We start from the raw sequence: 24,842 nt of genomic DNA, 5'->3' as shown, positions 1-24,842 counted from the left end.
CACCGTTTTCCCATAAAGGGAAAGACGAGCGGGAGGGGAAAAACTTATGTGCCATTCAGTTAAAAACGGGAGGAGAGACCGTAGGGCTTACCGATCATCACCCCCCTATGCAAATATCAATCGAGAGCCACCAGTTCATATTGCTGGCTGCCCATACCGAGGGCTTCGGCATGATCGAGCGTGTGCATGCCATGCCGCGAGTCGATACGCTCGATGAGATGAATCTTACCGTGGTCGGCAGACGAGCGCACCAAATCGGTACAGGCCCTGTCGAGCGCTACCGGGTCGAGCGAAGCCAGAATGCCTATGTCGCCCATCTGCGGGTCGGCCGGCGACGAGTCGCAGTCGCAATCGACCGAAAGATTGTTGGCTACGCTGATGTATAGGATATTCTCACCACAATGGTCGGCGACAGCCTTGGCAGCCTCGGCCATCGATTCCAGAAAATCGTCCTGCGCCGGATTACCCCAACTGGTCGTGCTGGTTCCGGCCGAATGAATCAGCCGCTTGCCATTCGACGAGGCGATGCCGATCGACATGTTTTTGATGGCCCCACCGAAACCGCCCATGGCATGACCCTTGAAATGCGAGAGGACAATCGTGAAATCGTAGTTCAGGAAATTCTTTCCCACAATGTCGCGGGTCAGGTGCTTGCCTCCGGTCACTGGCAACTCCACCTCACCCTCGGCATCCATGATATCGACCGGTGCTATGGCCGTGAAGCCGTGGTCGGCAGCAGCCCGGCGATGACTCTCGGTATCGGAACGACCGCCTCCGTAAGCGGTATTACACTCCACGATAGTGCCATTGACCAGTTGCACCAACTCTTTGATCAAGGCCGGTTGCAGAAAATTATGGCCGCCCGGTTCGCCGGTCGACAGTTTCACCGCCACTTTTCCGTGAGCCTCACGACCAAGCGCCTGATAAATCTTGACCAGATTCTCGGACGATATTTCCTTGAACAGATACACTTTGGGTATCGAATCGCCGGCCGTCGGCGCATCGGGTCGGGTAGCCTCGGACTGATGCTGGGCATTGGCACAACCGGCCATCGCACCGGCTACCAGTAAAAAGGTAAAAATGTTTCTTCGTATGTTCATAATCAGCTATTATTGCGGGGCGGCGCCGAATCGCAACCGACCCTGGTTCAACTATTCACTCCTTATCGCCGTCTCTTGCACTTGCCCTGAAATAACCCAAGAGCTACATGCCGGACGAAGGTAAAAGACAAGTAAACGCGATACTAATTCAATATTCCCATTTCGCGGCAACAACAAGGCATACCGGGCATTTCACCCCGCAACCGGCGGAACACGGTGCAGAAATCGTGCCCGGTAGGGAATCCCAAAGTCTCGGCCACCTCCTCCACACTCAGCCGGCCCTGCTGCAAAAGAGACTCAGCCAAGGCAATACGCTTGGCATTGACATAGTTACGGGTATCTTTCCCGGTTGCCTGCCTCAATGCGTCGTCGAAATAGGCGGGCGAACAACCTGCTCGGGCGGCCAACGTCTCGGCCGTAGGCAAAGCGGAATGGCGAGCCTGTCCCGACCGGAAGAACTGTTCCAGCCACGTGTCGGTCGCTCCCAGCCAATCGGCCTCCACCTCACGTCGGGTAATGAACTGCCGCTTGTAGAAGCGGGCCACGTAGTCGAGCAACAGCCCCATGCGGTCGCCGAGAATAGCCCGGCTACACTCGTCGATACCCCAGCGTAGCTCCTCTTCCAGGCCGTCCATCTCGCGAAACAGAGCCGTACACTCCCGCAACGAGAGGTGCAAAGCCTCGTCGGGCCTATACCGGAAGAACGAATGAGCTCCCGCCTCGCGCCCCCCCTTCAAAAGGCGTATCCACAAAGGGTGGAAACAGAGCAACCAACCCTCTGCTCCGTTGCAGCCGCCCCACCAGTCGCTATCAACCAGTTGGCCGGGCGACGAAGCCACGAGCATACCGTCGGAAAAGTCATACTCGCGTCGACCAAAAAAGACCGGACTGCCTCCCCCGCCAGCCGTCAGCCACACCGCATAGAGGCCCAACCGCAGCGGTTGCGACAACGACGTGCAACCGCCAAGCGGAATCAGGCTTACCGTGGGGTGAAGCGTCTTCACCGAGAAGAGTTGATTGCAACGGGATACGGTCTTTATAGTCAACGGAGTAGTCATCGGTCTTGCCCAAGCGTTTATCCAGATTACTTGTCCAGTTGGTTATAAGCCTCGTCCGAGACCGGTTCCAGCCATTCGTTGGCCGTCTCCTCGCCGGGAATCTCGAAAGCCAGGTGAGCAAACCAGCTGTCGGCGGCCGCACCGTGCCAGTGTTTTACGTTAGCCGGGATATGGATTACCGTACCGGGAAGAATCTCAACCGCCGGTTTACCCTCCTCCTGGTACCAACCGCGGCCGGCTACGCCGATAAGCATCTGCCCGCCCCCGTTTTTGGCCCGATGGATATGCCAGTTGTTCCGGCAACCCGGTTCAAAGGTCACGTTCGACACTACCACCTGCTCGCGGGAGATGGGTGCCAGATAGCTGTTCCCGATGAAATATCGGGCATAGGCCGTGTTGGGCTCGCCTATCGGGAATATCATCTCGCGCTGGAAAGCCGCCCGGGCATCATCGCCCGCGGTATCCTCGGCCCACACCTCCTTGGCCAACCGAAAGGCAGCCCAGGCCTTGGGCCAACCGGCATAGAAACCGATGTGGGTGATAATCTCGGCAATCTCGGTACGGGTGATTCCGTTCTGCCTGGCGGTCTGCAAATGATAGGTCAGTGAACTGTCGGTAATACCCTGGCTGATAAGCGAGGTGATAGTCACCAGGCTACGATCACGCAATCCCAGTTTATCGGTACGGCTCCACACCTCACCGAAGAGCACGTCGTCGTTAAGTGCGGCGAATTGAGGGGCAAACTCCCCTAGCTGGTCACGGCCAGCCGTCTGTTTGATTTTTTCCTGTGCCATAATAGTAGTACTGTTTATCGTCCATGCGACAAGCGCAAGTATAAATAAAATTCTTCTCATATGCTTGTATTTTTTGTTTTTGAATTGTTTTGTCCTTCTTTTTCCTCGCTACAAAGGTAGGACATCTCACGCGCCATCTTTGTATATAAATTACCGATGATTATACCCGAACGTGGGTTTTCAGTCATACTGGTCGGAGGGGAACATGATAAAAGCAGGAAACCCTCCCTGCGACGCCTGTATACCATTTACGGATATTTATACCCCAATCATGGATATCTCGTGCAATATGAATGAGATACGGGATTAAACACTATATTTGCAGTGTGACAAAACCTACTGCAATATGGAAGATGTAATCATGCTCGACTCGGTCGACAAGTACAACAAGATATTCGGACTCGAAACCCTGCACCCGATGGTCTCGGTGGTCGATTTATCCCAAGCCACCCAATGGCCCGAACATTTCAAAGTCAACTACGGGGTGTATGCCCTGTTCCTGAAAAACACCAAATGCGGTGACATCACCTACGGACGCCAGCCCTACGATTACCAGGAGGGAACTATCGTCTGCTTTGCCCCGGGACAGGTAGCCGAGGTGACCATGGCAAAAAACAGCCACCCCTCGGGACACGGGCTGCTGTTCCACCCCGATTTCATTCGCGGCACCGCTCTGGGACAGGAAATCAAGAAATACTCGTTCTTCTCCTACGAAACCCGTGAGGCGCTGCACCTCTCGGAAGAGGAGCGCAACACGGTGATGGACTGTCTGCAAAAGGTTGAGACCGAGCTGCAACACCCCATCGACAAGCACAGCCGCCGGCTCATCACGGCCAACATCGGTCTGCTGCTCGACTACTGCATGCGGTTTTACGAACGCCAGTTCACCACCCGCCAGGAGTCGAACAAGGATATTGTCGTGCGCTTCGAACGGCTGCTCGACGACTATTTCGAAAGCAAGGCCCCACAGGAGCTCGGGCTCCCCACGGTCAAATATTTTGCCGAGAGGGTGTTCCTATCGCCCAACTACTTTGGCGACCTCATCAGCAAACAGACCGGGAAAACGGTGTCGGAGTATATCCAAAACCGTCTCATCGACCGGGCCAAAGAGCTGCTGCTCTCCTCGTCCAAGTCGATGAGCGAGATTGCCTACGACCTGGGATTCCAATACCCGCAGCACATGAGCCGCATGTTCAAGCGCGTGACCGGCTGTACCCCCAACGAGTTCCGCAACTCGAAAGCCGTCTGATTTCCCGTCGATACACCGCGTGGGGCCATTGTCGGGTTCCCCGTGGAAACCCTGCGCAGGACGGACATAAGCCGCTAACATTCAACTACGATTTCCATAAATTGAACCGTTTCTCACATTTTTATATTATCTTTGTTTCGCAAAACAGACAAAAGAGATGGACAGTTCTGAATCGAAATCTACCGTTAAGTTACCGGAGCCTTCGTTGCGTCGGCTTCCCTGGTATCTGGCTTATATCAAACTGCTGCAAACCAAAGGCGAAGAGTATGTGTCGTCTACCCAGATAGCCAAAGAGATAGGCGTAGATTCGTCGAAAATAGCCAAAGACCTTTCATTCATCAACATCTCGGGGAAGACCCGGGTGGGATATGAAATCAATTCGCTGGTATCCGTCCTGGAAGAGTTTCTGGGATTCACCTCCATGCACAAGGCATTTATCTTCGGTGTCGGTAATCTGGGAGCCGCCCTGATGCAAGACTCGGGTCTGTCGCAATACGGCCTCGAAGTGGTTGCCGGCTTTGACGTCAAGCCCGAGCTGGCCGGTACGTTTGTCAACCACATACCCATCTACCACCTCTCGCAGTTTCCCCAAAAGCAAAAAGAGTTGGGCGTGAAGATAGGTATCCTCACCGTCCCCATCGACAAGGCGCAAAGCGTCACCGAAGAGATGATAGCCGGAGGCATCAAGGCCATCTGGAACTTCACCCCGTACCGAATACGCGTGCCCAAGCACATCGTGATACAGAACACCTCGATTTACGCTCATCTGGCCGTCATGTTCAACCGGCTGAACAACATTAAATAATCGCTTATGAAGATAATCGCTGTCGGCTGGAATTATCAATCGCACAATGCAGAGATGGCTCAAAAGGCCATACCGCAGGCCCCCGTCGTCTTCACCATGCCCGAAACGGCCTTGCTGAAAAGCGGCAAGCCCTTTTTCCTGCCCCGATTCTCGAACCGCATCGAATACGAGACTGAACTGGTCTTCCACATCTCCCGACTGGGAAAAAACATCGCCCCCAAATTCGCCCACCGCTACTACGATGCCGTGACTGTGGGCATCGACTTTACCGCCCGCGACCTGCAAGCCGAGGCCCGGGCTCAGGGCAACCCGTGGGACCTGTCGAAGGGGTTTGACTACTCGGCACCTATCGGCGAGTTTCTCCCCCTGCCCGACCAGCCGGAGAAGGCCGGGAATATCGATTTCACCTTGACCCTAAACGGCCAACGGGTGCAACAGGGCAACAGCCGCGACATGATTTTCTCTATCGACCGGATTATCGCCTATGTAAGTCAATTCTACACGTTAAAGATAGGGGACATCATCTTTACGGGGACGCCCGCAGGCGTAGGGCCGGTACAAATCGGCGACCACCTCGAAGGGTATATCGGCGAAAAGAAAGTGCTCGATTTTTTTGTTAAATAGCTATATCACATGCCTCAAACAAACACAGTTAGAAAAAACACCATCATACTTATCATTCTCTCCGCATTTTTCACCTCATTTTCAACGGTCTACGGGCGAAACAGCAGCGACTATGCAACCCGCTCGGTCTTGGCCGACGGAAAGTGGGTAAAGATTGCCACCACCCAGGCCGGTATCTACCAAATCCCTTACGATTCACTCTCGGCATGGGGCTTTATCGATCCGTCAAACGTAAAGCTATTCGGCTATGGCGGACTTGTTATCGACGAACTCTTCTCCAACCAGGACGGTTATATCGACGACCTGCCGCAAATACCACTCTGGCAACACAACAACACGCTCTATTTCTACTCGACCGGAACTACCCGATGGACGTTCGACTCCAGCAACAACGAGTTTACCCAACGGACTCACCCCTATTCGACCCAGGCCTACTATTTTCTCACCGACAAGGCCGTGACAAAAGCCGACTTTGCCACCCTCACATCTCCGACTCCGGCCAATCCCACCCCGGTCACGACATTCAACGATTATGCGTTACACGAACAAGAGCTGGTATCGGTGGGGGAAACCGGGCAGAACTTTTTCGGCGAAGATTTCTTGGCAACACCCAATCAGGATTTTGAGTTTCACCTGCCCGGAGCACAGCCCGCACCTATCAAAATCAGGGTATCGTTCGGTGCAAAAATCGAGGACGGAGAGGGCTATATCTACATCTCGTACAATGGCTCGGAACTGCCAACCAGTACCACAAACCGCATCTCGAAATACTACGACTCCTACGAATTTCTCCGGCAGGTCTCTCCCCTCAAAACCTACAACCAGGCCAGCGAAGAATCGACCATAAGCCTCCGATACACCAGTACGGGCTCCACCCTGTGCGCCTACCTCGACTACATCAGGCTCAACTACCAGCGTCTGCTGCAACTCTACGACGGGCAGGTGGCATTTCGCTTTATCAACCGCACAAGCAACGACCGCTACCAGATAGGCAACAGCACAGCCTCGACCGTGGTATGGGACATCACCACTCCACACGCCCCGAAGGTGGTATCCACTACATTTGAAAACCAAACGACCAGCTTCTCACCCATCGACACCCAACTGAGGGAATACATTGCCTTTGACCCTGCTCAGAAGTTTCCCTCGCCCAGCTTTGTCAAACGAGTGGGGAATCAGAATCTCCATGCACTCGATATTGCCGACCTTACCATCATCACCCCGGCTGCCTTGCAGAGCGAAGCCGAGCGGGTGGCCCAACTGCACCGGGAAGAGGGGCTCTCGGTCATCGTGGTCGAACAGGAACAGATCTTCAACGAATTTTCATCGGGAACCCCCGACGCTACCGCCTATCGCCGACTGATGAAAATGTTCTACGACCGGGCTACCAACGAGGCGGACCGTCCCCGGTACCTGCTTCTCTTCGGCGACGGTTCTTATGACAACCGAGCCGCGATGAAGAATCTACACACACCTCAATGCAGCCAGTTGCTCACCTATCAGTCCAAGACCAGTATCGACGAACGCGAATCGTTCGTGCTGGAAGATTACTTCGGCTTTCTCGAGGAGGGCTCGGGACAGGAAATCAAGACCGACAAAGTGTGTCTGGGCATCGGGCGCTACCCTGTATCGTCGCTGCAAAACGCCCGGCTGGCCGTAGACAAATTGTATCGGTATGTACAAAACAGCGATCTCTCTCCCTGGAAAAACAACATCTGCATAGCGGCCGACGACGGCGATGAAGCGGTACATACCAAACAAGCCGACTTGGGTAGCGATACCCTGCTGCTCAAAAACAGCGACAACCCCAAACTGGGGTACCGGGTCAATAAAATATATATCGACTCGTATTACCTGGATCCCAAAGAGAAAAAATACCTCGACGCTCACCGGGAGTTGATGAAATATTTCGACGAGGGCATGCTCCTTTTCGACTTCATCGGCCATAATGCCTCCGAGATAGGCTTCACCGGCGAAGGGCTTTTCCCCCGATTGGCCATGGATAGCCTCGACAACAGCCGTCTGCCGTTCGTCATCACGATTACTTGCGACTATTGCCGGTTCGACGATGGAAGCCTCACGGCCGGCGAAAGCATGTTTCTCAACCCCACGGCCGGAGCCATCGGCCTGATTACCACCACCCGCGTGGTCTATACCGACGGCAACGACAAGATTAACCGCCGGCTGATGAAATGGTTTCTGTCGCGCGACGACAATGGCGAGTACCTGCGCATTGGCGACATCATGATGCGGGCCAAACGTGATTTCAATACCGAAATCGACAAAAACAAACTCAACTACGTACTCATCGGCGACCCGGCCTTGCGACTTGCCTATCCTCAATACGACCTGCAAGTCACCCGCATCAACGGGCAGAGCGCCACGAGCCAGACCGAAATGGAATCGGGCCAAAGCTATACGGTCGAAGGCGAGGTGCGTACCCCTCAGGGCGAGCAGCTCTCCGACTTCAACGGAGAGGTCTACTTCTCGCTCTATGACGAGGAGAAGAGTTTCACCACCCTGGCGCATCAGGACTCCAAGACCTGGACCTACAACTACCGCCCCGACCTGCTCACTACGGGTATCGGCACCGTGCAGAACGGACAGTTCAGCCTCACGGTTGTCCTGCCGCCCGACAACTCCCACTCGGGTAAATCGGCTCTGCTCAACCTCTATGCCTGCGAACCGTCGGGTCGGGAAGCCAACGGCTACACCGAGCAACTGATAATCGGCACCACTCCGGCAACCGAATCGACCGACACTCAGGGTCCCGAGATTACTTTTGCCGGGATTGACAGCGACCACTTTACCGACGGAGCCCGGATAGAAACGCCGGCCTCCTTCATCTGCCGCTTTTCCGACCCCTCGGGCATATGGAGTGGCAACACGCTGGGCCGACAGATGATTCTGTTACTCAACGGCGCCACTATCGAGGATAATCCCTCCCGCTACTATCGGCCCACTCTCGACGGCAACACCCCGGGCGGCGAACTCGTCTATCCGATACCCGCACTACGGGAAGGGCTTTACACCCTCACATTCAAGGTATTCGATACGTTGGGAAACTCGTCGGAGGTGACCACGGCATTCGAGATTGCCCCCGATGAATCGGACTATCGCCTCCTGATTGACGAAGAGCCCGTGACCGAACAGGCTACCCTCACCTGTCAAGACCTTGAAGGCAACGCCCTTGGCGAGGTGAAGCGGGCCCGTATCTCCGTCACCGACATGCGAGGCGAAGAGGTGTGGTACCGCGAGACCTCGGGCAACCCCTTCCCCCTCGTCTGGGACCTGCTCGACAACAACGGACTGCGGGTACCGGCCGGACAGTATGACTGCCGGGCATACCTCGAAACAGAGACCGGCTCAACAGCCACTCCCACCAAAAAAATCGTAGTCATTACGCAATAATCGGGGGGAATCTCTGTTAATTATATACATGTAATTCGTAACACCACACACGATGAAAAGAACCTATTTTTACAGTATAGTCCTCACACTTGTGTCGATGTGCCTGCCGCTGGGTGTCCATGCCGACAACGCGTCCAAAAACGAGTTCAACCCCATCAACACCGGTGTCACCTCGCTGAGCATTACCCCCGATTCGCGCGGTGCCTCGCTGGGCGACCTGGGTGCGGCCACCGACCCCGACGTCAACTCGCAGTTCTGGAACCCCTCGAAATATGCCTTTGCTTACAGCCAGGCCGGGGTCTCGCTGTCGTACACTCCGTGGTTGCGCAAACTGGTCAACGACATCTACCTGGCCTACCTGGCCGGTTACTGGAAATTGGGCAGCAGCGACTTGCAGGCCCTCAGCGCCTCGCTGCGCTACTTCTCGCTGGGCGAAATCGTCCTCACCGACAATAATGGTAATGCCCAGAACAGCATCACCCCCTACGAGATGGCCTTCGATGTAGGTTACTCGCGCAAGCTCTCCGAGAAATTCTCGATGGGTGTCGTATTCCGCTACATCTACTCCGACCTCGGTTTCCACTACGACGAGTCGAGTGTATCCGATGCCTCGGGTGCTTCGGCCTTTGCCGCCGACATCTCGGGCTACTACACCACCTACCCCATCATCGGTCGCAGCGAATGCCAATGGTCGTTGGGTTTCAACATCTCCAACATCGGTACCAAAGTCTCCTACGACGGGGGTAACGAGAGTGCCTTCCTGCCCACCAACCTGAAAATCGGAACCTCGTTCCTCTTCCCGCTGGCCGACTACAACACGCTGTCGCTCAACCTCGATTTCAACAAACTGCTGGTACCCTCGACTCCGCAGGTAGCCAACTACGAAACCGATGCCGAGTATGAAGAGGCCAAGGAGAAATGGCAGAACACCTCCCCCATCACGGGTATCTTCCAGTCGTTCAGCGACGCCCCGGGCGGATTCAAGGAGGAGTTGCGCGAAATCAACTTTTCGATAGGTGCCGAATACTCCTACAACCAGCAGTTCTTCCTGCGCGCCGGATATTTCAACGAAAACAAATACAAGGGTAACCGCAAGTATTTCTCCTTCGGTGCCGGATTCTCCCTCAACGTGCTGAAAATCGACGCCGCCTACATGGTAGCAACGGCTCAAACCAGCCCGCTTGACCAGACGTTGCGTTTCACCCTCTCGTTCGACATGGACGGACTGAAAGAACTGATAGGACACCGCCGATGAAAACACGTGTAGGATTTGGATTTGACGTGCACCGACTGGTCGAAGGCCGGGAATTGTGGCTGGGCGGCATACGCATCGACCACACGATGGGACTGCTGGGCCACTCTGATGCCGACGTGCTTATTCACGCCTTGTGCGACGCCCTGCTGGGAGCCGCCAACCTGCGCGACATCGGGTATCACTTCCCCGATACCGCTGGCGAATATGCCGGCATCGACAGCAAGATTCTGCTGCGCAAGACCGTAGAACTCATACAAGGTAAAGGCTATACCTTAGGCAACGCCGATATAACCGTCTGCGCCGAACGTCCCAAACTCAACCCTCACATACCGGCCATGCAACAGACTCTGGCCGACTGCATGGGTATCGACCCCGACGACATCTCGATTAAAGCCACAACTACCGAACGGCTGGGATTTACCGGTCGGGAAGAGGGTATCTCGGCCTATGCCGTGGTATTGCTCGAAAAAGCCTGACCCTCCCTGCAACCCGGGGTTCTTCGACCGGGACGAAACATCTCCCCAATGCTTCATCTCACCCCAAAATACCAAAAAGTTTCCCCTCTAACAAGGAGAACAAATTTTAAGGAACTCTTTTATAATTCAAGAAGATATGCTTCCTTCTCAACCTCCTATCCATAAAAAGGGAGGAAAAGCAGGCTGAACAACTTTCCCTCCCCGCCCTGCGAAATTTCTAACCAAACAATTGCACAGGTAGACACATGAACTATGACCCAATAAGTAGTTCACATACCCCCCATTCGTTTATGGTTTTCGCAGAAATAAACCGAGAATCCCCTCTTTTTTTCAGTCCCACTTACACAGCTCTTGGAGCCTAAAAATAATCAAAGAAGCGTGAGCCTGATGGTTTATCCTATTCGAGGTCCAGCAAAAACCTTAGGTGGACAAACAACCAGCCCACGCTTGTATGTACAAGCGCAGGCGTTTAGCTGTCGATTACCCCACCTAAAAAGAATTTTGCTGATTCCGAATAGAGGTAATATCTAAACGCTTATGTTCCCAATATTTTTTCAAAGATAATCTTTTTCTATCAAGAGGAACAAATACACTTCTCTTTTTAACATTTCCGGTTTATATGTTTTTTAGAAGTTTATTACCGTTTGCCTCGCAAAAGTTCCTTACTTTTGTAGCAATATGAAACAAAAAGAATCCAACAAACGAGTATTGGTAGGCATGAGCGGCGGCATCGACAGCTCTGCTACCTGCATGATTTTACAGGAACAGGGCTACGAGGTCGTGGGGCTCACCATGCGCATGTGGGACCTGCCGCGCCATTTCCCTCGCGAAGGGCAGACGATTCCCCAGTTTGCAATCGAAGCCCGCGAACTGGCCGAGAAGATTGGTATCGAACACCACATTCTCGATGTACGCGAAGAGTTCAGGAACACGATTATAAAAGCGTTTATCGACGAATACCTCAAAGGCAACACGCCCAATCCCTGCGTCATGTGCAACCGGCAATTCAAGTGGCACTACCTCTTGCAGGAGGCCGACCGGCTGGGCTGCTCGTGGGTGGCTACCGGCCACTATGCCCGCATTCTCGACTGCGACGGCTACCGGGTGCTGGCCCGGGGTGCCGACAAGAAGAAGGATCAGTCGTACTTTTTGTGGAGGCTGGGACAGGAGGAACTCTCGCGCACCATCTTCCCGCTGGGCGGAATTACCAAAGAGGAGATAAAAAAATATGTCGAGGGCAAAGGGTTCCACGAGAAGGTGGAGAAGAAGGAGAGCATGGAGGTGTGTTTCATTCCGGGTGACTACCGCGACTTCCTGCGCGAACAGCTGCCCGACCTCGACCGGCAGGTAGGCGGCGGATTTTTTGTCGACTCCACCGGCCGCAAACTGGGGCAGCACAAGGGATTCCCCTTCTACACCATCGGGCAGCGCAAAGGGTTGGAGATTGCCTTGGGCAAACCCATGTTCGTTACCCGCATCAACCCGATAAAGAACACGATCCGGCTGGGCGACCGCGAGGAGTTGCTCACCCGCCGCATGGTCATCACCGACGTGCGCGAGGCACACGAGGGCATCTTGGCCGAAGCGGGTCCCGTCGAGGTACAAATCCGCTACCGCAGCGCGGCCATACCGGCCACCTTGCAACCGGGTGATACCCCGGGCGAATGGCTTGTCGACTTCGAGCAGGAGGCTTCGGCGGTCACTCCGGGACAATCGGCCGTCATCTACCGCGACAACGCCGTCATCGGTGGCGGTATCATCGCCGACCAACGACTGTTGAAAAAATACAAGGTATGAAACAACGCCTGTACATCGCACTACTGCTCCTTGCGATGCTCCTCGGTGTCCGGGCACAGGAACAACACTACCGCATCTGGTTCACCGACAAGGGCGAGTCGGCCTGTTCGCTCGACAGGCCCGAGCAGTTTCTGTCGCCACGAGCCCTGGAACACCGGCAGAAATACGGTATTGCCATCGACTCGACCGACCTGCCCGTCTCCCCCTTCCGGCTGCAACAGCTGTCGGAACAGGGAGCCCGCATCCTGGCCATCTCGAAATGGCTCAACACGGCCACCATCGCCCTCACCGATACCACGCTGCTCAGTGACATCGCACAGCTTCCCTTCGTCTCCCGCTTCGACCGACTGGGCTCTCCCGTGCAACCGACAGGCCTGATTATTGTCAAACCCCGCAAGAAACGGGTCGAGGCCGAGCCTCTTTCGTTCTACGGCGAAGCGGCCCAACAGATTGCGTTGCACAACGGTGAACGGCTGCACCAGGCGGGATTCCGGGGCGAAGGCATGACCATCGCCGTCATCGACGGGGGCTTTCTCAATGCCGACCGCAACCCGCAGTTCGACCCCGACCACATCGTGGGGATACACGACTTTATCGACGAAACGATGGATTTCCGCAACGGCGACAGCCACGGCTCGGAGGTGCTATCGACCCTGCTGGTGAACGACAGCAGCCTGTTTATCGGCACGGCACCGCAGGCCTCCTACTGGCTGCTGCGGTCGGAAGACACGGCGACCGAATATCCCACCGAAGAGGACTACTGGGCGGCGGCACTCGAATATGCCGACAGTCTGGGGGTCGACGTCGTCACCTCGTCGCTGGGATATTCCCGGTTTGACGACAGCCGGTACGACCACACCTGGGACGACCTGGACGGTCACACCACCTTTATCTCACAAGCTGCCGCCCGGGGTGTGGAGAAAGGGTTGCTCATCGTGGTGAGCGCCGGGAACGAACGGATAAATGAGTGGCAAAAGATAACCTTTCCCGCCGATGTGGCGGGAGTACTCTCCGTAGGGGCAATCTCCGCCAACCGCCAACCGGCCTATTTCTCGGGAGCCGGCCCTACGGCCGACGGCCGGGTGAAACCCGACGTAGTGGCCATTGGAGCACCGGCCGCCATCATCGATTCCGAAGGGAATCTGCAATGGCAAAACGGCACCTCGTTTTCGGCCCCCATCATGGCCGGGCTCACCGCCTGTCTGTGGCAGGCTCTGCCACAACTGTCGGCCCTGGAAATCATCTCGCTCATTCAGCAAAACAGCTCGCAATACCTCGCGCCCGACTCGCTGCTGGGCTACGGCATTCCCGACTTCTACGCCGCCTACCGCCAGGGAGCGGCCATAGAGACTGCCCACATGACCGATGCTCCGCTGCAACTATCCTACCGCGAGGGGAGTCCCGTCATCTCGGTCAAGGCTCTACCCGCCGGGGAAGAGAGCCTCGACCTCTGCATCTACAACCCGGGGGGCTCGCTGGTGCAAAGGCATCGCCTCACCGAGGGAGAGACGCTCGACCTCACCGGGTTGAACCCCGGTATATATATCCTGTCGGCTCGCGGCCGACAGTTTTGTTGGACTCAAAAGATACGAAGGTTATGAGTGCCGGACGAAAAGAATTTTCACTGCTCGAACTGAACGCCCGCGTGCGCGACGCCTTACAGGAGGCTCTACCCGAACGTTACTGGGTGCGGGCCGAAGTCAGCGAGGCCCGCATACACCCCTCGGGCCACTGCTACCTCGAACTCATTGAAAAGGAGGAGTCTACGGGGCGTACCGTAGCCAAAGCCCGGGCCACGATATGGGCCACTACGTTCAGGCTGTTGCGCCCCTGGTTCGAGCAATCGACCGGACAGCTCTTCACCTCGGGCATCAAGATTCTCGTTCTGGTCTCGCCCGTCTTCCACGAGCTGTACGGGTATAGCCTCACCATTCACGACATCGACCCCACCTACACCCTGGGCGATGCTGCCCGCCGCAGAGCAGCCATCTTGCAGCAGCTGCGCGACGAAGGGGTGGCCGACATGAACAAGGAGCTCGTGTGGCCACCGTTGCCGCAACGGTTTGCCATCATCTCCTCCCCCTCGGCCGCCGGGTATGGCGACTTCATGAACCAGCTGCAAAACAATCCCTACGGCTACCGCGTCTACACGGCACTCTTCCCGGCCTCGATGCAGGGCGAGCAGACCGAACGCTCCATCATCGAGGCTCTCGACCGCATTGCCTGCCACGAGGAGTTGTTCGACGGCGTGGTCATCATTCGGGGTGGAGGCGCCACCTCCGACCTCAACAGTTTCGACAGCTACCCGCTGGCCGCCAACGTGGCCCAGTTCCCCCTGCCCGTCATCACCGGCATCGGTCACGAGCGCGACGACACCGTCATCGACCTGGTGGCCAATACCCGGGTCAAGACCCCGACGGCCGCCGCCGAGTGGATTATCGCCCGCCTGCACGAAGCCGACCTACACGTGGCCGGGCTCTCCCTCTCGATAAGCGAGGCGGTGCGCGACCGGCTGCAACGCGAGAAACAGACATTGCAACGCACCACCTCGGCCCTGCCGATGCTGGTCGAGCGACGCATTCTGAACGAACGGCACAAATCCGAGCTGTGGCTCGAACATATAAAACATGCCCTGCGCTCCCGACTCGACGCCGAGCGCTCCCGACTCGACCAACTGGCAAACACCGTCGAGCTGGTCTCACCCCAGTCGCTACTGCAACGGGGGTATAGCCTCACCCTGCATCAAGGATGTGTCGTCAAGAGCGTGACCAATCTCGCCCCCGGCGAGACCATAGAGACCCTGCTGGCTGACGGTTCGGTCGTCAGCCGGGTCGAAACCACCCAATCCTCGAAAACCAAATAGATACCGATATGGCCAAGAAAACCGAAATCTCCTATGCCCAGGCGATAACCGAGTTGGAATCGATTGTCACCAAGCTGCAAAACAACGAATACGAAATCGACGAGCTGCAAAAATGTACCGCCCGTTCGCTCGAACTGCTCAAATTCTGCAAGTCGAAGCTCTTCGAGACCGACGAAGCCTTGCAGAAAATCCTGAACGAACTGAACGATTAGCCCCTCACCCCCTATAATATAGGGCATGCGTATAGGCTAAATCGAAAAAAATGTTTAATTTTGCCGAGTTTTTCAACCCTATGAATATGACCGAAAGAAAAGTACGGGTGCGTTTCGCGCCCAGCCCCACGGGCCCCTTGCACATCGGCGGAGTCCGTACCGCTCTCTATAACTACCTGTTTGCCAAGCAACACCATGGCGACCTGATTTTCCGTATCGAAGACACCGACTCCCATCGGTTTGTTCCCGGTGCCGAGGCCTACATCATCGAGGCACTCGAATGGCTGGGCATTCACTTTGACGAAGGGGTGAGCTACGGCGGCAACTACGGTCCCTACCGGCAATCGGAGCGGAAAGAGATCTACCGCAAATATGTAGACCAGCTGCTCGAAGCCGGCAAAGCCTATATCGCCTTCGATACTCCGGCCGAACTGGAAGCCAAACGTCAGGAAATCGCCAACTTCCAATACGACGCCTCGACCCGCATGCAAATGCGCAACTCGCTCACGATGAGCAAGGAGGAGGTTGACCGACTGATTGCCGACGGCACCCAGTATGTGGTGCGGTTCAAAATCAAACCGGGCGAAGATGTAGTGGTCGACGACCTCATTCGCGGCAAAGTGACCATCAACTCGTCGATTCTCGACGACAAGGTACTCTACAAATCGGCCGACAATCTGCCCACCTACCACCTGGCCAACATCGTCGACGACCACCTGATGCTCGTCTCGCACGTGATTCGCGGTGAAGAGTGGTTGCCCTCGGCCCCGCTGCACGTGCTGCTCTACCGGGCCTTCGGCTGGGAAGATACGATGCCCCGCTTTGCCCACCTGCCCCTGCTGTTGAAACCCGACGGCAAAGGGAAACTGAGCAAACGCGACGGCGACCGGTTGGGATTCCCCGTATTCCCCCTCGAATGGCACGACCCCAAGACGGGCGAAGTGTCGTCGGGCTACCGCGAGTCGGGCTACCTGCCCGAGGCCGTGGTCAATTTCCTCGCCCTGCTGGGCTGGAACCCCGGCAACGATCAGGAGATTCTGTCGATGGACGAGCTCATCAAGCTCTTCTCGCTCGAAAAATGCAGCAAGAGCGGAGCCAAATTCGACTACGAAAAAGGCAAATGGTTCAACCATAAATATATACAGGAAAAGAGCAACGAAGAGCTCACCACCCTCTTCATGCCCATTCTCAAAGAGAAAGGCATCGAGGCCGACCCCACCACCGTGGCCCGCATCATCGGGCTGGTCAAAGGTCGGGTAAGTTTCGTCAAGGAGCTGTGGGACCAGGCTGCCTTCTTCTTCGTGGCTCCTACCAGCTATGAAGAGAAATCGGTCAAGAAGCGCTGGAAAGAGGATACCCCCGCCATCATGCGCGAACTGATCGAGATTCTGCGCAACCTCGACGACCTCTCGTCGGCCCACGCCGAGAAAGTGGTGCTCGACTGGATCGAACGCAACGGCTACCACCTGGGCAATGTGATGAATGCCTTCCGTCTGGCCGTGGTGGGCGAGTGCAAAGGTCCGCACATGTTCGACATCACCGAAATCATGGGCAAGGAGGAGACCATCAAACGCATCGAACGAGCCATCGAATACCTGGGTTGATGAGTTGCCGTCGCACACACATACTGCTTGTCGTCACACTCCTGGCCGCCCTGCTCCCCGCTCGGGCGCAGCAAGTGGCATGGAGCGTAGACATGACGGCCTTTTTCGACAACCGGGAGTACGGCTACTCCAAGGTCGAGTCGCAGACCCTCTTCGGCACGCGACTCTCGCCCGAGATAGGAGTGTGCATAGGCCACAGCGCCATCATGGCAGGAGCCTCGTGGGTGCAACCCATCGACGGCTCTACCGAGAATGCCCGCATACACCCCACGGTCTACTACCGCTACTCATCGCCGCGATTCCGCATGTCGATGGGTATGTTTCCCCGCACCCAGCTGATCGAGAACGAACCGGCTATCCTGCAATACGACTCGCTCACCTATTACAGACCCAACATCGCGGGAGCCCTCTTCCAGTATGTACACCCCAAAGGGTTTGCCGAACTCTACGTCGACTGGCGTCAGGTGCAGACCGAGGTGAAGCGCGAGGCCTTCATGGTGGTCTTCAACGGACGGTGGCAACCCCTGCCCTACCTCTTTGCCGGAGGGCATCTGGTCATGAACCATCTGGCCCGGCCGCGCCACTCGGACGACCGCTACACCGTGACCGACAACCTCATCGTCAGTCCCTACGTAGGTCTGGATCTCACCCCCTGCACCCCGCTCGACACGCTCACGCTCAAAGTGGGCTATCACCTCAGCCTCGACCGGCTGCGCAACGTGGGCACCTGGCACCATCCGCAAGGCCTGCTTGTCGACCTGCGGGCCGAATGGCGATTCCTGGGACTGCACAACACCTTCTACAAGGGAGGGGCGCAAATGCCGCTCTATCCCCAATTGGGCGCACAGCTCAACCAGGGCGACCCCTTCTACCAATCACCGACCTATAATCGCACCGACATATATGCCTACCTCTTCCGCAAGAGCTACCTCAACTGCCTGGCCTCGTTCAATCTGCACTACACGCCGGGGAACCTCGACTTCCAGCAACAGCTCGTCCTGCGGTTCTACCTCGACGACCAGGCCTGGAAAGAGCGGAAGACGGCAAAAAACCGGGGATATCTGAAAAACATCTTGTAAACCTCTACGAGGAAATTCGCCGACTATGAAACTGATTTACAATTTTGGAATATATTGCTACAAACAATTGGTCGCTCTGGCCGGTATGCGCAATGCCAAAGCCCGCAAGTTGACACAAGGGCAAAAAGGCATCTTCGACTACCTGTCGCAGCACGCCGACCCGCAGGGCGGCTACCTGTGGATTCATGCCTCGTCGCTGGGCGAGTTTGAACAGGGGCGTCCCCTCATCGAAGCCATTCGCAAGGCACGGCCCGACACCCGTATCCTGCTCACCTTCTTCTCCCCCTCGGGCTACGAGGTGCGCAAGAACTACCCGGGAGCCGACCTCGTGTGCTACCTCCCCTTCGACCTGCCGGGCAATGTCAAGCGATTCCTCGACCTCACCCGGCCCACCCAGGCCATCTTCATCAAATACGAGTTCTGGGCCAACTACCTCAACGAACTCAAACGACGGAATATCCCCACATACAGCATCTCGGCCATCTTCCGTCCCAATCAGGTATTCTTCCGGTTCTACGGAGGCTATTTCCGCCGCATCTTGCGCAACTTTACCCACCTCTATATCCAGAACGAACAGTCACGCCAACTGCTGGCCGGCATCGGCATCACCAACGTGTCGGTCGTGGGCGACACCCGCTTCGACCGCGTGAGCGACATCAGACTGTCGGCCAAGGATCTGCCCGTCATCGAGGCATTCGCCCAAGGGAAAAAAGTACTCGTCGCCGGGAGTTCGTGGCCCAAGGACGAGGAGTTTATCCTCGACTACTTCAACCACCGCGACGACATCAAGCTCATCATAGCTCCGCACGAGATACACGAGTCGCACCTGCTCTTCATCGAGAGCCTGCTCAAACGCCCCACCCTGCGCTATACCCAAGCTACCGAGGCCACAGCCGCCACGTGCGACTGCCTCATCATCGACTGCTTCGGGCTGCTCTCGTCGATCTACCGCTACGGCATCCTGGCCTATGTGGGAGGCGGATTCGGCGCCGGCATACACAACATTGCCGAGGCTGCCGTCTATGACCTGCCCGTCATCTTCGGGCCCAACCATCGCCGCTTCAAGGAGGCTCACGAACTTATCGCCTGCGGAGGCGGATTCGCCATCGACTCGGGCGAAGCCTTCCGCGCCACGGCCGACCGCCTGCTCTCCGACCCCGACGCCCTGGCTACGGCCAGCCACAACGCCGGCCACTACATAGCCTCGCACACCGGGGCCACCCGACTCATTCTTAAAGACCTCTTCGGAATCGAGGAGTAATCCGGCTGTCCTGCGTAGGCGGCAAGGGTGCGTATCAACCAGATGAAGGAGAGAGGAGGTACAAGGACTATTTTTCGCCCAACGTCTCGTCGATAAGCCCCTCGCAGGCATCTTCGAGCACATTCAACACATTTTCAAAACCATCGGCTCCGCCGTAATAGGGGTCGGGAATGCAATCGACCGGGTAGTGCCGGCAATAGTCGGTCATGCGGTGCACCTTGGCCTCCTGCTCGGGCGTGTCGGCCATCGACCGCAACGTGTCAATGTTGTAGTCGTCCATACCCAGAATCAGGTCGAAATCGTCGAAATCGTCGGGGCGCACCGGACGGCTGCGATGTTCCAGCAAATAACCGCGCCGGGCCGCATGCGCCCGCATACGAGGGTCGGGCAACTCACCCGCATGTCCCCCATACGTACCGGCCGAGTCGACCACAAAGCGGTCGGTCACTCCCCGCTCGCGCGCCAGATGAAGAAATACCCCTTCGGCTGCCGGCGACCGGCAAATGTTACCCAGGCACACAAACAAAATCTTAATCGGCTTTTCTATCTCTTTTGTCATTTTGTCAAATAATTGGATTCAATTCTGCTGCAAAATAAATAAAAAAGAGCCAGAATAAGGGCCTATGTGACAATCTTGTTAATAAACAGAAAGTTTCTCGAAAAAACCTTTTTCATTCGAGCACTATTTTATATTTTTGTTTCTCCCAATTAATATTAACAAAAATATAGATAATCAAACTCTAAAACATACGCTTATGAAAAAAAGTTACTTTTTGCACACCGCTGTCTTGTTGATAGCTCTGTTGTGGGGTGCCACCCCGGGTTGGGCAGTCCCCCTTACACAAAGTGTTACGTTTAACGACTGGACGAAATTAGTTAAGAACCATGAAAATGAAAGTAGTGGGTATGACAAATTCAAAGGGGATCAAATCTTCCCGGGAAGTGATGGTGTAGACTATACTTGGAATTTTTACAATGTCATGCCACAAAATGAAAAACCTGCAACCGCTACTTATATACAGCTCAAAAATTCCACTGGAGTATTGACTTCTCCATCCTTTGAAACTCAGCATGGATTTCAGGTAACTGTTACTCATACAGGGACATTGACCCTCGAAGAGACGGGAACCGACAACTCGGTTTCAGGCACCTCCACCCTCACGCTTACGGTCTCCTCGACCAATGCAAGCATTACTCTCAAAAAAGGGTCAAGTACTCCTCATATCACACAAATTGAAATTACACCGTTGGCCAACGCTGCTTTACAAGACCCCGAACTCACCTTTACCGGCATTACAGGCAATGTAACCAAAGAGTTGAGCGAAGGCAGTTACAGCAGTGTGGCCACCACGACATCGGACGCACCTATCGTTTACAGCAGCAGTAACCAAGAGGTAGCTACGATTGACAACGGTGCAGTTACCCTGCATGCCACAGGTACCACGGTCATCAAGGCCGAGGTAGCCGAGACCGAGACCTTCAACGCCGCCTCGATTCAATATACCCTAACCGTTATCGACCCGGCATCGATGACAACCTTTGTCAAGGTAACCAACGGTACCGTGACCGACGGAAAATATATCATCGTTTATCAAGAGCGTGACGACGCCACCTCGGTCGTTGCCATGAACAATACCAACGGAGGAAGCTATTTTGAGTGTTCAAATATCAATCTTTCCGAAGGTAAGATTATCACCGACAACGAGGCTATTATATGGGATATTGCCCGAAATGAGAATGGAACCTATACCATCAGCAACAATGGCCAGTTTGTCAATTATATGAATGATGGCACCAAGATCAATTTATCTGAAACAATGACAGATGGTAAATCCACTTGGAATATTACCTCGACATCCAACAATACCTTCCAAATAGCAAACAGCGGAACCAGCAGCAGGCTATTACGATATAACTCTAATGTCTCAATTGTTCGCTTTGCCTGTTATTCAAACTCCGGCTCCGAGAAAAATCCTACCCTTTATCGAGTAGATACCGGGAAGAGCGATGCCACCATCAGCTTCAACGATATTGAAGGCACGACCTGTGAAAAGATGTTGACCGACGGCAACTACAACAGCGAAGCCACCACAACATCGGACGCCACCATCATTTACAGCAGCAGCAACCAAGAGGTAGCTACCATCGAACAAGATGGAGTAGTCACCTTGCTTGCCGGGGGAACGACTGTAATCAAAGCTGAAGTAGCCGAAACCGAGACCCATACCGCAGCCTCGGTTGAATATACCTTACGAGTAATCGACCCTGCCGATATTAAAACGTTTGAGAAGGTAACCGACGGATCCATCACCGACGGACAATACATTCTCGCTTATCAAAGCCCCGACAATGCCAACTCGGTTTTTGTCATGAGTTCGACCAACACGAACGACTACTTCGTAGCCAACTCGATTAATCTGACCGAAGGGAAAATCACGACCTACGACCAATCTATCATGTGGAATATCACCTTGGAATCTGACGGAAACTATTCCATCTCCAACAACGGTATCTATGTAGCTTATAACGGTGCCACATCAGACAGCAAGAACAATAACGCCTATGCCGATGCCGAATACACCAGCGACAGAGCCGGCTGGATAATCGAATACGATAGTAACAAAAATGCATACCTCTTCAAGAATGCCAAAGTAAACAGACGTTTCTTGCAGTGCAATCCCGTGAAAAATTCCGAAAGATTTGCATGCTATTATGACGGATCGCAACAAAACATTACCCTCTATCGTTTGAGCGATGGAAAGTCCAACGTAATGGTAACTTTCAACGAAGTAAGCGGTGATAAAACACTCTTCTTTGAAGAGGGCCTCACCTATAACAGTGCTGCTACGGCCGATCCCGAAAGACCGATTACATACAGCAGCAGCAACCAAGAGGTAGCTACCATCGATGCCACGGGCGTGGTAACCCTGGTAGGCCCCGGTACCACCGTAATCAAAGCCACTACCGAAGCCGACGACACCTATCGCGAAGGTGTAGCACAATATACCCTGACCGTAAAGGCATCGTCGGTTACGCTGCCCTACTCGACCGATTTCAAATCGGGTCTCGGCGACTGGATTTCCATTACTACAACCGGTACGGCACAATGGAGTTCGTCACAATATGGAGCTCAAATCAATGCAGCCGGGAAAGGTGCAACCGAAGCCTATCTCATCTCACCCAAGATAGAAGATGAAAATATCTTGTTGACTTTTGTCAACCAGAAAGGATTCTCGGGCAATGACCTGCAACTACTCTACTCAACCGACTACAATCCCAATACCATGCAACCCACCGAAGCTACCTGGAACGATATTACCGACAGAGCATCTTGGGGTACTTCGGGGGCCGGCTGGGGTACGGCCGTAGAATCAGGTGAAATCGAATTCTTTGACCTCACTGAACCTATCCGCTTTGCCTTCAAATATCTTGTTCCTGCTAATGAAGACGCTGCCGGATGGCAAATTACCGATCTGGCCATTCAAACGGCTCATAAAAAAATAAAATTAGCGTTCAACAACATCAGCAACGAAAAAACTTTGGTATTCACCGAAGGATTCACCTATAACAGCGCGGCCACGGCTACTCCCGAGAGACCTATTACATACAGCAGCGAAAACCAAGAAGTAGCTACCATCGATACCGAAACAGGAGAAGTAACCTTGGTAGGCCCCGGTACGACGGTCATCAGTGCTGCCACCGAAGGCGACGAAATGTATGCTGCCGGACTGGCACAATATACCCTGACAGTACTGGAAGCCTCGGCAACATTGCCCTATACAATCGATTTCAAATCGGGATTTGAAAACTGGCTTACCATCGCCACACAAGGCACTACTCAATGGAACTCGACCCAATATGGAGCTCAAATCAATGGTCATGGCAAAGGTGAATCGGAAGTATACCTTATCTCACCCGAAGTAACGGCCGAAAATATCCTGTTGACATTCACCACCCAAACACGTTTTGCAGGGAATAATCTGCAACTGCTTTACTCTACCGATTACAACCCCAACACCATGCAACCCACAGAGGCTACTTGGAACGATATTACCGATATGGCTTCTTGGGGAGCTTTGGGTTCCGATGAATGGAGTTCAGCAGTAGAATCGGGCAATGTAGAACTTTATTCGCTCACATCTCCTATCCGATTTGCATTCAAATATACATGCTCCAACTCGGAGGCAGCCGCTTGGCAAGTCACCGACCTCTCCATTCAAGAGACAACCCCGAAAGTAGTAGTTACGTTCGACGAAGTAAACGGTGATAAAACACTCTTCTTTGAAGAGGGCCTCACCTACAACAGTGCCGCCACAGCTACTCCCGAGAGACCGATTACATACAGCAGCAGCAACCAAGAGGTAGCTACCATCGATGCCACGGGCATGGTAACCCTGGTAGGCCCCGGTACCACCGTAATCAAAGCCACTACCGAAGCCGATGACACCTATCGCGAAGGTGTGGCACAATATACCCTGACCGTAAAGGCATCGTCGGTTACACTACCCTATTCGACCGATTTCAAATCAGGTTTGGGCGACTGGATTTCCGCCACCACAGTTGGTTCGGCTCTGTGGACGTCCGACTCTCAGTATGGAGCCAAAATCAGTGGATATATCAACGGGAAAAATACCGAAAGCGAGGCCTACCTCATCTCGCCTGCCGTAACGGCCAACAACATCATTCTGAATTTCAGCTCCTGGTTCAATTACGACGGCAATGCATTGGAATTGCTCTATTCGACCGACTATGATCCCAACACCATGCAACCGACCGATGCTACGTGGAACAACATCTCCGAGAATGCTACCTGGCCTACGGAGACTTTCAAATGGGTAGAATCGGGCGATATTGAATTGCAAGATCTTACCTCGCCTATCCGCTTTGCATTCCGATATACGAGCACAACCGACGGTGCATCGACCTGGGAAATCACCGACCTGACCATCAAAGAGGGTCTTGCTTCGGGCATTGCCACAGTCGAAGCCAACGGCATGAAGGTCATCAATGGCAAGGGAGAGATTACGATTGTAACCGATACGCCTGCGTCGGTTGCCATCTACACCCTCACCGGTGCACAAGTTCGCCAAATCGAACTCGCCGAGGGTAACAACGTAGTAACTCTGCCGGCCGGCATCTATGTTATCAACCGTCAAAAGGTTGTTGTATTCTAATCGAATCGAACGATACGACATAAAGCGAGGGGCTACCGACCGAATCGGTAGCCCCTCGCTATTTTTATACCCCGGTGTGA

At 54.5% G+C, this 24,842-nt stretch carries 18 protein-coding genes; 14 read left to right on the top strand and 4 right to left on the bottom strand.

The window, feature by feature from the left end; translation table 11 throughout:
- Positions 1 to 116 precede the first annotated feature (116 nt).
- The 3 genes from BARVI_RS09980 to BARVI_RS09970 all read right to left on the bottom strand — a co-directional run bounded on the left by BARVI_RS09980 (position 117) and on the right by BARVI_RS09970 (position 3,012).
- On the bottom strand, positions 117 to 1,100 hold the full coding sequence (locus tag BARVI_RS09980) for a DUF362 domain-containing protein (RefSeq protein WP_084547043.1): 984 nt from the start codon (positions 1,098 to 1,100) through the stop codon (positions 117 to 119).
- Positions 1,101 to 1,243: 143 nt separating this feature from the next.
- Entirely contained in the window at positions 1,244 to 2,158 is a 915-nt protein-coding gene (locus tag BARVI_RS09975; protein WP_084547042.1) for a helix-turn-helix domain-containing protein, read from the bottom strand.
- Between the two features lie 26 nt (positions 2,159 to 2,184).
- On the bottom strand, positions 2,185 to 3,012 hold the full coding sequence (locus BARVI_RS09970; RefSeq protein ID WP_084547041.1) for a carboxymuconolactone decarboxylase family protein: 828 nt from the start codon (positions 3,010 to 3,012) through the stop codon (positions 2,185 to 2,187).
- Between the two features lie 286 nt (positions 3,013 to 3,298).
- Here BARVI_RS09970 and BARVI_RS09965 point away from each other — a divergent pair, with 286 nt between their 5' ends.
- From BARVI_RS09965 to BARVI_RS09905, 13 genes are all read left to right on the top strand, one after another.
- Entirely contained in the window at positions 3,299 to 4,201 is a 903-nt protein-coding gene (locus tag BARVI_RS09965) for a helix-turn-helix domain-containing protein (protein ID WP_025279108.1), read from the top strand.
- Between the two features lie 157 nt (positions 4,202 to 4,358).
- Entirely contained in the window at positions 4,359 to 5,006 is a 648-nt protein-coding gene (locus BARVI_RS09960; protein WP_025279107.1) for a redox-sensing transcriptional repressor Rex, read from the top strand.
- A 6-nt stretch (positions 5,007 to 5,012) separates the two neighbouring features.
- Complete coding sequence (locus BARVI_RS09955) at positions 5,013 to 5,630, top strand: fumarylacetoacetate hydrolase family protein (RefSeq protein ID WP_025279106.1); 618 nt, start codon at positions 5,013 to 5,015, stop codon at positions 5,628 to 5,630.
- 9 nt (positions 5,631 to 5,639) lie between these two features.
- Complete coding sequence (gene porU, locus BARVI_RS09950; protein ID WP_084547040.1) at positions 5,640 to 9,041, top strand: type IX secretion system sortase PorU; 3,402 nt, start codon at positions 5,640 to 5,642, stop codon at positions 9,039 to 9,041.
- 97 nt (positions 9,042 to 9,138) lie between these two features.
- Positions 9,139 to 10,296 (top strand): type IX secretion system outer membrane channel protein PorV, encoded by a 1,158-nt coding sequence (gene porV, locus BARVI_RS09945; protein WP_157232616.1) that lies wholly within the window; start codon positions 9,139 to 9,141, stop codon positions 10,294 to 10,296.
- A complete protein-coding gene (gene ispF / locus BARVI_RS09940; RefSeq protein WP_025279103.1) occupies positions 10,293 to 10,772 on the top strand; it encodes a 2-C-methyl-D-erythritol 2,4-cyclodiphosphate synthase in 480 nt (159 codons plus the stop codon). The genes porV and ispF overlap by 4 nt, the downstream gene beginning before the upstream one ends.
- A gap of 678 nt (positions 10,773 to 11,450) precedes the next feature.
- A complete protein-coding gene (gene mnmA / locus BARVI_RS09935; protein ID WP_025279102.1) occupies positions 11,451 to 12,569 on the top strand; it encodes a tRNA 2-thiouridine(34) synthase MnmA in 1,119 nt (372 codons plus the stop codon).
- A complete protein-coding gene (locus tag BARVI_RS09930; RefSeq protein ID WP_025279101.1) occupies positions 12,566 to 14,170 on the top strand; it encodes a S8 family serine peptidase in 1,605 nt (534 codons plus the stop codon). The genes mnmA and BARVI_RS09930 overlap by 4 nt, the downstream gene beginning before the upstream one ends.
- The gene (xseA, locus tag BARVI_RS09925; RefSeq protein ID WP_025279100.1) at positions 14,167 to 15,432 is read left to right on the top strand and encodes an exodeoxyribonuclease VII large subunit; all 1,266 of its coding nucleotides are present in this window, start codon (positions 14,167 to 14,169) and stop codon (positions 15,430 to 15,432) included. Before BARVI_RS09930 ends, xseA begins: the two co-directional genes overlap by 4 nt.
- Before the next feature lie 8 nt (positions 15,433 to 15,440).
- Complete coding sequence (gene xseB / locus BARVI_RS09920) at positions 15,441 to 15,644, top strand: exodeoxyribonuclease VII small subunit (RefSeq protein WP_025279099.1); 204 nt, start codon at positions 15,441 to 15,443, stop codon at positions 15,642 to 15,644.
- 86 nt (positions 15,645 to 15,730) lie between these two features.
- Positions 15,731 to 17,248 (top strand): glutamate--tRNA ligase, encoded by a 1,518-nt coding sequence (gltX, locus tag BARVI_RS09915; protein ID WP_025279098.1) that lies wholly within the window; start codon positions 15,731 to 15,733, stop codon positions 17,246 to 17,248.
- A complete protein-coding gene (locus BARVI_RS09910; protein WP_025279097.1) occupies positions 17,248 to 18,327 on the top strand; it encodes a hypothetical protein in 1,080 nt (359 codons plus the stop codon). The genes gltX and BARVI_RS09910 overlap by 1 nt, the downstream gene beginning before the upstream one ends.
- 25 nt (positions 18,328 to 18,352) lie before the next feature.
- A complete protein-coding gene (locus BARVI_RS09905; protein ID WP_038534348.1) occupies positions 18,353 to 19,588 on the top strand; it encodes a 3-deoxy-D-manno-octulosonic acid transferase in 1,236 nt (411 codons plus the stop codon).
- A 67-nt stretch (positions 19,589 to 19,655) separates the two neighbouring features.
- Here BARVI_RS09905 and BARVI_RS09900 read toward each other — a convergent pair whose 3' ends face one another.
- The gene (locus BARVI_RS09900) at positions 19,656 to 20,147 is read right to left on the bottom strand and encodes a low molecular weight protein-tyrosine-phosphatase (RefSeq protein ID WP_038534347.1); all 492 of its coding nucleotides are present in this window, start codon (positions 20,145 to 20,147) and stop codon (positions 19,656 to 19,658) included.
- Positions 20,148 to 20,343: 196 nt separating this feature from the next.
- Between BARVI_RS09900 and BARVI_RS09895 the strand changes: the two genes are divergently transcribed.
- On the top strand, positions 20,344 to 24,762 hold the full coding sequence (locus BARVI_RS09895) for an Ig-like domain-containing protein (protein WP_084547039.1): 4,419 nt from the start codon (positions 20,344 to 20,346) through the stop codon (positions 24,760 to 24,762).
- The last annotated feature ends 80 nt before the right edge of the window (positions 24,763 to 24,842 follow it).

Source organism: Barnesiella viscericola DSM 18177 (assembly GCF_000512915.1).
Taxonomy (GTDB): domain Bacteria; phylum Bacteroidota; class Bacteroidia; order Bacteroidales; family Barnesiellaceae; genus Barnesiella; species Barnesiella viscericola.
This window is presented reverse-complemented; position numbering and strand designations above follow the sequence as displayed.